General features: G+C 65.2%; 12 protein-coding genes. 7 read left to right on the forward strand and 5 right to left on the reverse strand.

Annotated elements, in window-relative coordinates:
* Positions 1–144 precede the first annotated feature (144 nt).
* The 3 genes from ACIBG0_RS17540 to ACIBG0_RS17550 all read left to right on the forward strand — a co-directional run bounded on the left by ACIBG0_RS17540 (position 145) and on the right by ACIBG0_RS17550 (position 2,456).
* Positions 145–990, forward strand: a complete 846-nt coding sequence (locus tag ACIBG0_RS17540) for a polyphosphate kinase 2 family protein (RefSeq protein WP_397033579.1) — start codon at positions 145–147, stop codon at positions 988–990.
* A gap of 126 nt (positions 991–1,116) precedes the next feature.
* The gene (locus tag ACIBG0_RS17545; RefSeq protein ID WP_397033581.1) at positions 1,117–1,893 is read left to right on the forward strand and encodes a DsbA family protein; all 777 of its coding nucleotides are present in this window, start codon (positions 1,117–1,119) and stop codon (positions 1,891–1,893) included.
* The gene (locus ACIBG0_RS17550) at positions 1,890–2,456 is read left to right on the forward strand and encodes a vitamin K epoxide reductase family protein (RefSeq protein ID WP_397033583.1); all 567 of its coding nucleotides are present in this window, start codon (positions 1,890–1,892) and stop codon (positions 2,454–2,456) included. Before ACIBG0_RS17545 ends, ACIBG0_RS17550 begins: the two co-directional genes overlap by 4 nt.
* On the opposite strand, the gene ACIBG0_RS17555 is transcribed toward ACIBG0_RS17550, so the two are convergent.
* Positions 2,453–3,571: a S1C family serine protease gene (locus tag ACIBG0_RS17555; protein WP_397033585.1), complete on the reverse strand. Its 1,119-nt coding sequence runs from the start codon at positions 3,569–3,571 to the stop codon at positions 2,453–2,455. The genes ACIBG0_RS17550 and ACIBG0_RS17555 overlap by 4 nt on opposite strands.
* A gap of 185 nt (positions 3,572–3,756) precedes the next feature.
* Here ACIBG0_RS17555 and ACIBG0_RS17560 point away from each other — a divergent pair, with 185 nt between their 5' ends.
* The gene (locus ACIBG0_RS17560) at positions 3,757–4,809 is read left to right on the forward strand and encodes an NAD(P)-dependent alcohol dehydrogenase (RefSeq protein WP_397033586.1); all 1,053 of its coding nucleotides are present in this window, start codon (positions 3,757–3,759) and stop codon (positions 4,807–4,809) included.
* 46 nt (positions 4,810–4,855) lie between these two features.
* Positions 4,856–6,055, forward strand: a complete 1,200-nt coding sequence (locus ACIBG0_RS17565; RefSeq protein ID WP_397033588.1) for an AI-2E family transporter — start codon at positions 4,856–4,858, stop codon at positions 6,053–6,055.
* Here the strand turns inward: ACIBG0_RS17565 and ACIBG0_RS17570 are convergent, their stop codons facing one another.
* The gene (locus tag ACIBG0_RS17570) at positions 6,056–7,339 is read right to left on the reverse strand and encodes a condensation domain-containing protein (RefSeq protein ID WP_397033590.1); all 1,284 of its coding nucleotides are present in this window, start codon (positions 7,337–7,339) and stop codon (positions 6,056–6,058) included.
* A gap of 131 nt (positions 7,340–7,470) precedes the next feature.
* Here ACIBG0_RS17570 and ACIBG0_RS17575 point away from each other — a divergent pair, with 131 nt between their 5' ends.
* Complete coding sequence (locus tag ACIBG0_RS17575) at positions 7,471–8,037, forward strand: TetR/AcrR family transcriptional regulator (RefSeq protein ID WP_397033592.1); 567 nt, start codon at positions 7,471–7,473, stop codon at positions 8,035–8,037.
* Between the two features lie 329 nt (positions 8,038–8,366).
* Entirely contained in the window at positions 8,367–9,095 is a 729-nt protein-coding gene (locus ACIBG0_RS17580; protein WP_397033594.1) for a ZIP family metal transporter, read from the forward strand.
* A 270-nt stretch (positions 9,096–9,365) separates the two neighbouring features.
* Here the strand turns inward: ACIBG0_RS17580 and ACIBG0_RS17585 are convergent, their stop codons facing one another.
* The 3 genes from ACIBG0_RS17585 to metE form a co-directional block, all read right to left on the reverse strand.
* The gene (locus ACIBG0_RS17585; RefSeq protein ID WP_397033596.1) at positions 9,366–9,932 is read right to left on the reverse strand and encodes a TetR/AcrR family transcriptional regulator; all 567 of its coding nucleotides are present in this window, start codon (positions 9,930–9,932) and stop codon (positions 9,366–9,368) included.
* Positions 9,932–10,351, reverse strand: a complete 420-nt coding sequence (locus ACIBG0_RS17590) for a VOC family protein (RefSeq protein ID WP_397033598.1) — start codon at positions 10,349–10,351, stop codon at positions 9,932–9,934. Before ACIBG0_RS17590 ends, ACIBG0_RS17585 begins: the two co-directional genes overlap by 1 nt.
* 109 nt (positions 10,352–10,460) lie before the next feature.
* Positions 10,461–12,767, reverse strand: a complete 2,307-nt coding sequence (gene metE / locus ACIBG0_RS17595) for a 5-methyltetrahydropteroyltriglutamate--homocysteine S-methyltransferase (RefSeq protein WP_397033600.1) — start codon at positions 12,765–12,767, stop codon at positions 10,461–10,463.
* Between the last annotated feature and the right edge of the window lie 295 nt (positions 12,768–13,062).

A 13,062-nucleotide genomic window follows, 5' to 3' on the forward strand; every position in this document is an offset into this window, starting at 1 on the left:
GCGGCCGCCGCGCCGCACCCCCCCCCCCCCCCCCCCCCCCCGGGGGGCGGCCCCCCCCCCGCCGCCCCCCCCCCACACCAGGGGGCCGCGAACCCGCGGCGCCGCAGGCGCCGCAATCAGACACAGCCGCATTAAGATATATCGATGGCGAAGAAATGGTCTCTGCCAGCCGTCGAGGCCCTACGGGCCGATGGCTTGCGCATCGCTGATCTCGACACCTCCGGTACGCCCGGATTCGAAGGTGACAAGAGGCAGGGCCAGAAGTTGCTCGCCGAACGCACCGCGGTGCTGTCGGATCTGCAGGAAAAGCTTTATGCCAACGGCCGTTCCGGCGATACCCGCAACGTGCTGCTGGTGCTGCAGGGGATGGACACCGCCGGCAAGGGCGGTATCGTCCGCCACGTCATCGGTTCGGTGGATCCGCAGGGCGTCGACCATGCCTCCTTCGGCGTCCCGACGGAGGAGGAGAAGAGCAACCACTTCCTGTGGCGCATCCGCAAGGCACTGCCGCGTGCCGGTCAACTCGGTGTCTTCGACCGGTCGCATTATGAGGATGTGCTGGTCGTGCGGGTGCACGATCTGGTGCCGCCGCAGGTCTGGGAGCCGCGCTATGACGAGATCAACGCCTTCGAGCGGGAACTGGTCGACCAGGGCACCACATTGGTGAAGGTCGCCATGTTCGTCTCGCTCGACGAGCAGAAGAAACGGCTGCGCGAACGGCTGAATCGACCGGACAAATACTGGAAGTTCAATCCCGCCGATATCGATGAACGCGGTTACTGGCCCGCCTATCAGGAGGCCTACCAGGTGGTGCTGGACCGCACCTCGACCGACTACGCCCCATGGCATGTGATTCCGGCCGATCACAAGTGGTTCACCCGTCTCGCGGTCACCGAACTGCTCATCGATGCGCTGGAGGGGCTGAAACTCGACTGGCCACCGGCCCAATTCGATGTCGAGGAGCAGCAGCGCCGCCTCAGGCGAGCCTGACCAAGGTTCTTCTCAGGTTGAGCACGGATGATGTGGCCGTGCCCGTCCACGCCCCGGGGGTGTTCCGGATCTACCATCGTGGCGGCAGGAAACCGGCAGGCAAGCGAAAGGCGTGGTGAACGCACGGTGAGCAAAAAACCGGGTGGTAAAACGAATCCGCTCGCGGCGGCGGAGCGCGCCGACCGCAACCGCAAGATCCTCATCCAGGTGGGCGTGGCCGTCGTGCTTGTCGGGCTCATCGCGGCGATCGGCATCGGTATCGCGGTGAAGAATGCCGACAAGAACGATCTCGGTGCCACCCCGTCCATCGCCGCCGCCGCGAGCCAGCTGCCCAATGGGGCCGCCGCGACCATCACCGATAACGGTGCGGTCCGCATCGGCAAGCCGGACGCGAAGGTGACCGTCCGTGTCGTCGCCGACCTGCAGTGCCCGGCCTGCAAGGCATTCGAAGCCGCCAACGCCCAGGTCATCAAGGATGCCGTCGACAAGGGCAGGGCCATCGTCGAATACAACATCATTTCGTTCCTGGACAAGGCCTCCACGACGAAGTACTCCTCGCGCGCGGCCAATGCGGCCTACTGCGTCGCCGAGGCGGATCCTTCGAAGTACCTCGGCTGGTTGTCCACCATGTTCGAGCAGCAGCCCGCCGAGGGCAGCGCGGGTCTGAGCGATGACCAGCTGATCACCATCGCGAAGGGCGTCGGTCTTCCCGATTCGGTCGGGCAGTGCATCAAGGACAACAGCTACAGCAAGTACATCGGGGCCAAGACCAAGGACATGCTGACCAGCGGAATCCAATCCACCCCGACGGTCTTCGTCAATGGCAAGCAGCTCCAGTCCAGCCAGGAACTGATGGTCCCCGGCGGCCTCGCACCCGCGATCGCCGCCGCCGCGGGCCAGTGAACACCGCGACATCCAGGGCCGCCTGGGTACTGCTGATCGGCGGGCTGGCCGGGTGGCTCGCCTCGGTCACGTTGACCATCGAGCGGTTCAAGCTGTTCACCGATCCGAGCTACCGGCCCTCGTGCAGCATCAACCCGATTTTGTCCTGCGGCAGCGTAATGACCACCGAACAGGCCGCCAGATTCGGATTTCCCAATCCGATCATCGGCATCGTCGGCTTCTCGGTGGTCGTCACGCTCGCGGTGCTCGCTGTCGCCAATGTGCGCTTTCCGCGCTGGATCTGGGTCGGGCTGTGGGTGGGGACCGTGCTCGGCACGGTCTTCATCTGCTGGCTGATCTTCCAGAGCCTGTACCGGATTGGGGCGCTGTGTCCGTACTGCATGGTGGTGTGGGCGATCATCACGCCGCTGCTTGCGGTGGCCACCGAGCAGGTGTGGGCCGATGCGCGCGGGCCGATGCGGATCGTCGTCGAGTGGCGTTGGACCTTCGTCGCGGTGTTCTACGCGGTGGTGCTGCTGCTGATCTTCCTGAAGTTCCAGGATTACTGGCTGTCGCTGGTCTAGTTCGGTGTGCCCAGCGCGAGCACGACGGTGACTGTGCGCTGCATTCCGCCGACACCGAGGACACCCAGTTGCACGGTGTCGCCGGGTTTGTGCACATTGATCGCGGCTCGCAATGCCGTCGCGGTGGTGATGTCACGGCCGTCGATCGAGGTGATCACATCGCCATCGACGAGCCCGGCGGTGTATGCCGGTAATCCGTACAGTGCGACATCGACTCGTGCCCCGCTCGGTTTCGCATCGGAGATCAATACGCCGAGCGTCGCGGTCGGCCCGATGTGCACGGTTTCGGTGGGCGTGCCGGAACGAATCTGGCTGACCACCCGCATCGCGGTGTCGATCGGCACCGCATAGCCGTTGGGCGTTCGCCCGATCTCACGTGCGGTCTCGCCCGATGCGGCGGTGATCACGCCGACCACCGTGCCACCGGGATCGGCGAGCGCACCGCCGGACTGCCCCGCGGTGACCGGCGCGGCGATCTCCACCATTCCGGTCAGCGCTTTGCGGGTCAGATCGGAGGAATTGAGCGCGACGATCGAGCTGTTCAGATCGGTGATATTGCCCTGGATCGAGGTCGGTGTCCCGCCCGCACCGCCCGCATTGCCGATGGCGAGCACATCCTCGTGCACCCGCAATTCAGCGGAGCGGCCGATGCGCGCGATCGTCAGATCGGCGGCACCGGTGAGTTCGAGCAGCGCGATATCGGCGCCGGCGTCGTAGCCGAGCACCTTCGCGTCGTAGACGGCGCCGTTGCCGACATCGGTGACCGTTACGGTTTCGGCGCCCTTGACCACATGGTGACTGGTCAGCACCTGTCCGTCGGTGGTGAGCACGATCCCGGATCCGGCCGCGCCGAGTCCGAACGGCCGCGAGGACGTGCTGATATTCACCAGTGCCGGTTCCACGGCCTGGGCGACCGCCATCGGATCCAGCGGTGGCAGTGGCTCGAGCAGGGCGGGCTGGGAGTTGTCCGCACCCGAGGGCGACGACCAGTCGGGCAGTTCACCGCGGAAGCCGAAGAATGCGGCGACGGCGAGCAGGAAGGCCGCGAACAGGGCCAACGCTCGCCTGCCACCGCCTCGCTGCTCCTCGGGCGTGCGGTGCCGCTCGTCGTCCATGCCGCTCTCCCGCCTCCGGCTGGGCCCTTGACCAATTCCATTGTGGCCGGAGATCAATATTCGGCGGTGCGTTTGGCAAACCTGCGCTGCGGCGGTAGGCATGTACGCATGAGCGAACGCAGTGAGCGAATTATGGCGTGGCGCCCGACGCGCATGCCGAAGCCGAGCGCCAGGGAGGCGCGGGCATGAGCGTTGCTGCTGCGTATGCGATGTCCGCGCCCGATGGACATTTCGAGAAGCTCACGATCGAGCGGCGCGAGCTCGGACGGCGCGATGTGCTGATAGATGTCGAATACGCGGGCATCTGCCATTCCGATATCCACACCGCCCGCGACGAATGGGGCGGCGCCAAATACCCGTGCGTCCCCGGACACGAGATCGCGGGCATTGTCGCCGCGGTCGGTCCGGAGGTGACCAAGCATCGGGTCGGCGATCGCGTCGGCGTCGGCTGCATGGTCGATTCCTGCGGCGTCTGCGGTCCCTGTCTGGCCAATGAGGAGCAGTACTGCGACAACGGCGCCACCATGACCTACAACACCCCGGTGGACGCGTCCATCCAGCCGGGTGGGCACACCATGGGCGGCTATTCGAGCCAGGTCGTGGTGACCGAGAACTTCGTTCTGTCGATTCCGGAGGGCATCGGACTCGATGTCGCGGCACCTCTACTTTGCGCGGGCATCACGGTGTTCTCCCCGCTGCGGCACTGGAATGCGGGACCGGGTAAGAAGGTCGCGATCATCGGCATGGGTGGACTCGGACACGTCGGGGTGAAGATCGCCGCGGCGATGGGGGCCGAGGTCACCGTGCTGAGTCATTCGCTCAGCAAGCAGGACGACGGCAAACGCTTCGGCGCGCACCACTACTACGCGACCGCCGATAAGCAAACCTTCCGCGATCTGCGCAACCAGTTCGATCTGATCCTCAATACCGTCTCGGCCGATCTGCCGATCGACAGCTATCTGCGCCTGCTGAGGCTGGACGGCACCCTGGTGATCCTCGGCATGCCCGGGAACCCGATGAGCGTCAGACCTTTCACCATCGCCGGATACCGGCGGGCGCTGGCGGGGTCGATGATCGGTGGTATCGCGCAGACCCAGGAGATGCTGAACTTCTGCGCCAACCACGGAATCGGTGCGGAGATCGAGCTGATCTCGGCGGATGAGATCGATGGTGCCTACGACCGGGTCGTCGCCAGCGATGTGCGGTACCGGTTCGTGATCGACGCCTCGACGATCTAGTCCGTGTCGTTGCGCCGATTCGTCGCCGGTTCGCTAGCTTGGCGATGTGTCCGCGGATGAAGAGCAATCCCCACCCGCCGAAACCGCGGTGGTCACCGCCGATGTGACCGCGGGGCCGCCGCCGTGGCTGTTGCGAGCTTTTTTGCTCGCGGCGGCGACGGTGGCCGGGCTGGTGTGCGGCTTCTGGATTCTGCAGAAATTGCAGGGTTTCCTGCTGGTGCTGCTGGTTTCGCTGTTCCTTGCCTTTGCCATCGAGCCAGCGGTGAATTGGCTTGCCGCACGCGGGCTTCGGCGCGGACTGGCGACCGGTTTGGTGTTCCTGGTACTGACCGTCGGCACCGTCGCATTCGTGTGGACGCTCGGCGCGCTGCTGGTCGACCAAGTCACCACGCTGGTCGAGAACGCGCCCGCAAATGCGGATCAGGCCGTCGACTGGGTCAATCGCAACTTCAAGACGGATCTGTCCGGCAATGATCTGCGGAAGTACCTCGGTGAGTGGAGTTCCACGATCGACCGCTATCTGGTCGGGCTGGCGGGTAATGCCTGGGGTGTCGGCACCGCCGCGATCGGGGCCATCTTCCAGTCCCTCGGCGTGCTGTTGTTCACCTACTACTTCGCCGCCGACGGACCGCGCTTCCGCAACGCGGTCTGCTCGCTGCTGCCGCCGCGCCACCAGCGACATGTATTGCGCGCCTGGGATATCGCCGTCGACAAGACCGGCGGCTATATCTATTCGCGCGGACTGCTCGCGCTGTGCTCGACGATCGCGCACTATGTCGCGTTGCGCATCCTCGATGTGCCGTCGGCATTCGCACTCGCGCTGTGGGTCGGTGTTGTCTCCCAGTTCATCCCTACCGTCGGCACCTATCTCGCCGGTGCGCTGCCCGTGCTCGTCGCGCTGGTGCACGGGCCGTCCACCGCGCTGTGGATTCTGGGCTTCATCGTGATGTATCAGCAGTTCGAAAACTATGTGCTGCAACCGAGAATCACCGCGACCACGCTGGATATGCATCCGGCCGTCGCATTCGGCGCGGTCATAGCGGGTGCGGCGATACTCGGCCCGACCGGTGCGCTGTTGGCGATTCCGGTCACCGCGACGACCCAGGCCTTCGCGGGTGCCTACATCCGTCGCTACGAGGTCACCGACAGCGATACCGACAAGGCCGAGCGACCGCCGAAGAAATACCGAAAATGGACGCGCCAGTTGACCATTCGCCTCAGCGGCAGCGGTCGGCCACCGCAGTGATCAGGCGATGCCCCGCAATGCATCGATCAGCGCCAGGCTGACCTTGCCCATCCTGGTGCGGCTGTGCCGAGCCGTATCGTATTCGACCTGGATGGTCAGGCGGTCGCCGATCGTGAAGACGGTCAGCTTGGGCGGCATGCCGGGGCCCATTGCGTAGATGTCGTCGCGAATGTGGCGGATACCGTCTGGAGTCGAATGTGCTGGCAGGCGACCGATATTGGAGATGGCGACGGTCGGTGCGGCCGCGAGGATCGAGGCGGTCACCTCGTCCTGGACGCGCTGCGAGGCGAGCAGGAATATAGGGGCTTCGCGCTGCTCCTTCGCGGCCAGCATGCCCGCGGCCACCTCGTGTGCGATATCGATCAGCTTCGCGCTCTCGGGGACGAGCGCGAAGGTGCCCACGCCGGAAGCGCAATTCAGCATCGTGTGAGCGGGCAGTTTCAGCTCGGAGCGCAGATCGACGGCGTGGCCGCAGAACATCGGGAGCCTTCCCGTCGCGGGTTCGAGTTGGGAGCGGACGGCGACGAGTGCGGCGCCGCTGAGCAGGCTGTTGACCGAAAGTCCTTCCGCGCGAGCGGTATCGACGAGGTTCTGGGTCTCATTGGTATCCAACTCGATTCGCTGCACCGCGAACCGGCCGAGTGGATCGTTATCGATCCCGTCCAGCGGTAAGGTCTGCGGAGCCGATTCCGGACCCATTATCGCGGCCCCGGCCCGGATCTGGTCGAGCCACCCGGCGATCTCCGCATCCGAGACGACCCCGGCGAGTTGGATATCGATGGCCTCCGGCAGTTCCTGATCGAAATCCGGCTGTGGCAGTGCGGTTCCGGTCGCATGTGCGGTGTAGCGCTGCCACAGCTGCGCGAGTAGCGCGAAAGCCGATCTGCCATCGGCGATTCCATGATGAATGACCAGGACGATTCGATCGCGGTCACCGTCGCGGAGCAGATGGGCGCGAAACAGCCCGTCGCGCCAACCTTGCGGTGCGTTCACCAGATCCAGGTACTCGGCTTCACCGCCATCGGCGATTTCCAGGTGCGGCCGGTAGGCGTCGTCCCGGCGGAAATACAGCGTGCCGTCGGCATCGGCCACTGGCTTACTGCGCAGCAGTGGGTGCTGGGCCGCCAGTTCGTCGAGTACCCGGCGCAGAATTTCGACATCCAGCAGCCCGTGCACGGTGGAACCGATGAACAGCGGCATACCGCCGGTCGGCACGCTGCCGAGATGGGTTTCGGAGCCGAAGTAGACGAGCTCGAAGGAAGAAAGCGGTCGCTGTGCGGTCATGGTCGTCTCGTACTTCCGTGTGGCGGAGCGGGCTGCGCCCTCAACATACATACGTTTCAAACGCTTGTCACAAACTGCTGTTTGAAACGGTTGTCACAAACAGGCGTATGCCGCGCTGATAAGGTGCGAGGGTGGGAACACGAGATGATCTGCTCGCGGCGGCCAAGCAGTGCCTGGCCGAACGCGGATACGCACGCACCACCGTGCGGGATATCGTGGCCGCCTCCGGCACCAATCTGGCCGCCATCAACTACCACTTCGGCACCCGCGACAAGCTGCTCAACCAGGCGATGATGGAGTCGAGCGCGGATGCGGTCCAGCGGATTCTCGATTCACTCCCCGCCCGCGACGCGGCGGATCCTGCCGCGCGACTGCACGACTTCTTACAGCAGCTGATCACCTCGTTCACCGAGGATCACGCCCTGTGGACCGCCAATGGCGAAAGTCTGGCCCAGGCACTGCACTCCCCCGAACTACGTGCCGAACTGGGCTCCGCCCAGGAACGCGCGCGCACCGAACTGTCCGACTTCTTCGGGCCTGGCGCGCGGCACCCGCAACTAGGTGCCGTTCTGCAAACCATGATCGGCGGGCTGCTGATCCAACACCTGGTCGACCCGGAAAATGCCCCTACCGCTGCCGATATCACCACAGGCCTGCGCACTCTCGGCGCATTGCTCCCAGCTGACGGCGGGATATAGCCGCCGCATGGTCGCTCTGGCGTGCTTCCGCGCCTCCGGGCCGCCCAGGGCGCTCACCTCAGTGCGCTGTATCCCGAACTCCGCAAGTGCGGGCGTCACCGCAAGCGCTTGCCCGCGCAACTCGGCGGCGCGGAATCCGCTCGGCCGCCGCTTCACCGCGCCCAGGTACCGCCTGGCCACGCATCCCGGTCCGCTAGGCATGCGTATCCCGCTCTGCGCGCCCGAATACGTCCGCCGCCGATGACCGCACGCCCTAGCATCGCGAATAGACAGCAACGTACTGCCCGGAAATCGCTTCGCGCTGGCGACAAGTGACAGATGCTGGACCGATGGCGATTCTGCTGGCGCTGGTATCGATGTGCTCGACCTTGGTCGGCGGGCTCGTGGCGGTGCGGATCGGCGACCGCAAACATCTGGTGCTCGGACTGGCGGCCGGTGTCATGTTGGGGGTGGTGTTCTTCGACCTGCTACCGGAGGCACTGGAGCAGTCGGGGGATATCGTGCTCGGCGTCCCTGCGGCACTCATCGCCACCGTGGTCGGCTTTGTCACCATCCACGTCATCGAGCGCGCGGTCGCGATCCACACCGGCCATGAAGGCGAATTCGGTGCACACAAGCACGGTTTCGAATCCGTCGGGCTGGTCGCGGCGGCCGGGTTGATCTTCCACAGCACCCTCGACGGTCTCGGCATCGGATTGGGTTTCCAAGCCGGAGCCACCGTCGGCATCGCGGTCGCCATCGCCGTCATCTGCCACGACTTCGCCGACGGCTTCAATACTTTCACCATCACCACGCTCTACGGCTCAGCCCACAGACGCGCATTGACCCTGCTAGCCATGGACGCCATCGCCCCGGTCGCCGGTGCGGTAATCGGCACCGTCATCCGGGTTCCGGCCGGGACCGTCGGCCTCTACCTCGGCTACTTCGCCGGATTCCTGCTCTACCTCGCCACCGCCGATATCCTCCCCGAGGCCCACGCCGAACACCCGTCCCGCCTGACCCTCGCTTGCACGGTCACCGGCGCGACATTCATGCTCGCCGTGTCCGCCCTGAGTTGACGACCAGACAGCGTCAGCCGACAGCACCTCTTCGAGTTCGAATGCACTGTCCGGCCACAATCGGTGCGGCGCGAGAGACCCGAGGGCCGCTCCGCTCGCCGACTACTTCCCCAAGGGCATGGCATCAACTCCCGAATTCGTTGTTCCTGACGGAGGTGACGCCGGGCACTCCCTCTGTTCACCAGGCGGGTGCCTGGCTGATGGACGGGGTGCCCGGTCGATCGGATCTCAGCGGGAGTCGCTCGACGATTCCGGCGCGCAGTCGGGCGGTCAGCGGGCGATCGCGCGCAGGACGGCATCGACGGACTGATCGGCCAGCGGGTCGGTCAGGGGTAGATGGCCGAAGAGGGCGCGGTAGTAGATCGGGGCAGCGATCGCGTCGAGGACGAAACCGAGATCGATACCGGGATCGATCTCGCCGCGCTGGATGGCCGACTCCAGGGCGATCGCGGTGGTTCGCCTGCGTGGTTCGAAAACCGTTGCCAGGAAATGTGCGCGCAGTTCAGGATCGTTGGCGAGATCCGCTACGAGGGCGGGTAGTGCGTGGTTCAGCGAGGTATCGCGCAGTGCGGCAACCAGATTGCGCATTGCGATGGTCAGGTCGGCGCGCAGGTCGCCGGTATTCGGTGTCGGTTGCGAACCGAGCAGGTCGGCGACGACATCGACAACCAGGTGGCGTTTGGAGGGCCAGCGGCGATAGATCGCCGGGCGGTGCAGACCGGCTCGGGCCGCGACCTGCCCGATGGACAGCTCGGCATAACCGTTCTCGTCCAACAGCTCTCGTGCCGCGGCGAGCACCGCGATATCAATGCGGTCCTCGCGGGTGCGTCCCGGCATCAGAAGACCGGACGTGGCATCAGCACGACTCGCCAACCGTCCGGATCCGGAAAGGTCAAGCCACCGTTGGCGGCCCAGTACGGATTCTCGGCGGAGACCGGCTCCACGCCGAATTCACCGAGTCGCTGTGCCACGTCGTACATCTGGGTTTCGGTCGAAAAGTAGAGCACCAGTAGGTTTTCCGCGCTCGGCGCGTCGCCGGGACTGCCGTCCACGTGAGTGGTGAACTCCAGATGATATCCGGTGCCCGGCAGTCCGAGCATTACCCCGTCGTAGCCCGCGTGATTTTCGAATCGGTAGAGCTCGCGCAGTCCCAACCCCTCGACGTAGAACCGCACGACCTCTACCAACCGATCGGTGGGCCTGGCAATTCGAACCTGGGCCACCGGCAACGACTCGGGCCATGTCTGCTCAGCCATGCCTCAACGATACAGTACGAACTGTACCGATTTGATATGGCATCCATCACCCGAGCCGCAAAAGACCGCCGCCACGTTCGAGACATGGCGGCGGCCTTCGTCTTCGGTATTACTCCGTCGGCGTGGCCCGCCGACGAACGCGGCGCGCGGCCGCGACTAAATTGCGCAGCGAGGGCTCCAGCTGCCAGTAGTGCCGGGTCTTCAGCCCGCCGTCCGGATTCGCCCACAGGCGTTCCGGACTGATGGCTTCGGCTGCGGCCGTGAGCAATTCGTCGAGCTCGTCGATATCCGGGATCCGCGCGGAACGACTCTCGTAGACACCAGGGCCGACACCGTGACTCAGGCCGTGACCCGACCCGGAGTCGTCTTTGAGCGCCTTGAGCACCCATTCGATCGAGCGCGTCGCCACGATCGCGGTGACATCGGCGTCGAGCTCCTCGATCGCATCGACCACCTCGGTGCGACCGGAATAACCGATATGCGTGTGGATCTGCGTCTCCGGCTGCACACCGGAGGTGGCCAAGCGGAATGCCGCGACCGCCCACCGCAGATATTCGGCGCGTCCCTGCGGACGCATGGGTAGCAGCTCCCGGATGGCGGGCTCGTCGACCTGGATGATCGAAATCCCGGCCCGTTCCAGATCCACGACCTCATCGCGAATGGCCAGCGCGACCTGATCGGCGGTCTCGTACAGCGGCTGATCCTGGCGCACGAAGGAACGCGCGATCATGGTGACCGGACCGGTGACCATGCCCTTGACCGGCTTATCGGTCAACGACTGGGCATAGCTGATCCACTCGACCGACATCGGCGCGGGCCGCGACACATCACCGTAGATGATGGGCGGTCGCACACAACGGGATCCGTACACCTGCACCCAGCCGAAGTGCGTGGTCGCGAAGCCGTCGAGCAGCTCGGCGAAGTACTGGATCATGTCGTTGCGCTCGTGCTCACCGTGCACGAGAACATCGAGGCCGATGTCCTCCTGCAGGCGGATCGTGGCCTCGATCTCGGCCTCGATCTTCTTGCGGTACTCGTCGTAGGACAGTTTGCCCTCGCCGAGGTCGTAGCGGGCCTGACGAATTTTATTCGTCTGCGGGAAGGAACCCAGCGTGGTCGCGGGCACCGGCGGCAGATTCAGCTTGCGCTGCTGAGCTTCTCGCCGCACCTCGTACGGCTCGCGCGAGCGCATACCGGGCGTGATCGCGTAAACCCGTTGCCGCACCGCATGTTTCTGCTTGAAGTGCACCTCGGTCGGCCGCTTGCGCCACTTGTCCGAAGGACCCTCGGTGAGCGCCTTGGCGAGCGAAACGACCTCGCCCACCTTCTGCTGCGCGAAGGCGAGGCGGTCGGCGACATTGCCCTCGATGTCGTACTCGGCGAGCACGTCATAGGGTACGTGCAGCAGTGTCGTGCCGGTGGACACCACGAGGTCGGGGCACACCTTGGCCAGCTCGTTCAAGTATTCCAGCGTCACGTAGCGATCCGCGCGCCACACATTGAGGCCACTGATCACGCCCGCGTACAAGCGCTTACGTCGAATGCCCGGAATCTCCGCGAGCTCTTCGGGCTGGATCCGATAGCTGGCCAGATCCAACCCGATTGCCTCGACATTGGTTTCGGCCAGAATGCGCAACGCCTCACCGAAATCGCCGTACTGCCCGGTGACCAGCATGCGCGGCCGCAGCGCCGAGGTCGAAAGTCGTTGGTAGGCACGCTCGAACGCGCCCAACTCGGCCGCAGTGCGCTCACCGGTGAAGCACGGTTCGTCCAACTGCACGCAGGTGGACCCGCGCTTGGCGAGGATCTCGAACAGCTCTTCATAGACCGGAAGCAGCTTGTCCAGCAGACTGAGGGTGTCGAAACCGCCTGCCTCACCCGGAATGTGGCCCGCCTTGGACAGCAGCAGCAATGACACCGGACCCAGCACCACCGGGCGCAGCTCGATATCGCTGGCCTTGGCGCGGTCCCATTCGTCGAGCAATGCCTCCGGGTGCAGCGAGAACTCGGTGTTCTCGTCGAGTTCGGGCTGGCGGTAGTGGTAATTCGTCCCGAAGAACCGCACCAGCTCCAGCGGCGGGAGATCCGGACGACCGCGCGCCATCAGAAAGTAGAAGTCCAGCGGATGCAGCTCGTCCTGGTAGGGCTTGAATCGCGCGGGCACCGCACCGAACAGCAGCGCATTGTCGAGAATGTGGTCGTAGAAGGAGAAGGTGTTGCCCGGGACCTGGGTCAGACCTGTGGCGGCCAGCCCGCTGTACTGCCGCTCCTGGATATCGCGCCCGACCGCGAGCAGTTCGTCGCGGGAGACCCCACCACGCCAATACCCCTCGAGGGCCCGCTTGAGTTCGCGGTGCGGCCCGATCCTCGGATAGCCGAGAATGCTGGATCCGTAACCGTCCTGAACATTGACCATGAGCGGGGCCACTCCCTTTCGATCACCTGCGCGGAGTCCTCGACCCAGACCCCGCAGCAGCGCTTCGCTCTCGGTATTCCGGACGAGCCGCTGGTCACGGCCCGACCTTCTTTGCAGCCTATGCCGCTGACAGCATCGGCAGGGTAAGACTCCAGCGCTCAGGTGAGCGTTGACACCTGAGCAACCACCACGGAGCGAGTCTTACGAGCGACGTGGGCGGCCCCGGGGGGGGGGGGGGGGGCGCCCCCGCCCCCCCCCCCCCGCGCGGGGCGGCCCGGCGGGCGCGGGCCACCCC

It is taken from the genome of Nocardia sp. NPDC050630, assembly GCF_044457245.1.
Lineage (GTDB): Bacteria > Actinomycetota > Actinomycetes > Mycobacteriales > Mycobacteriaceae > Nocardia.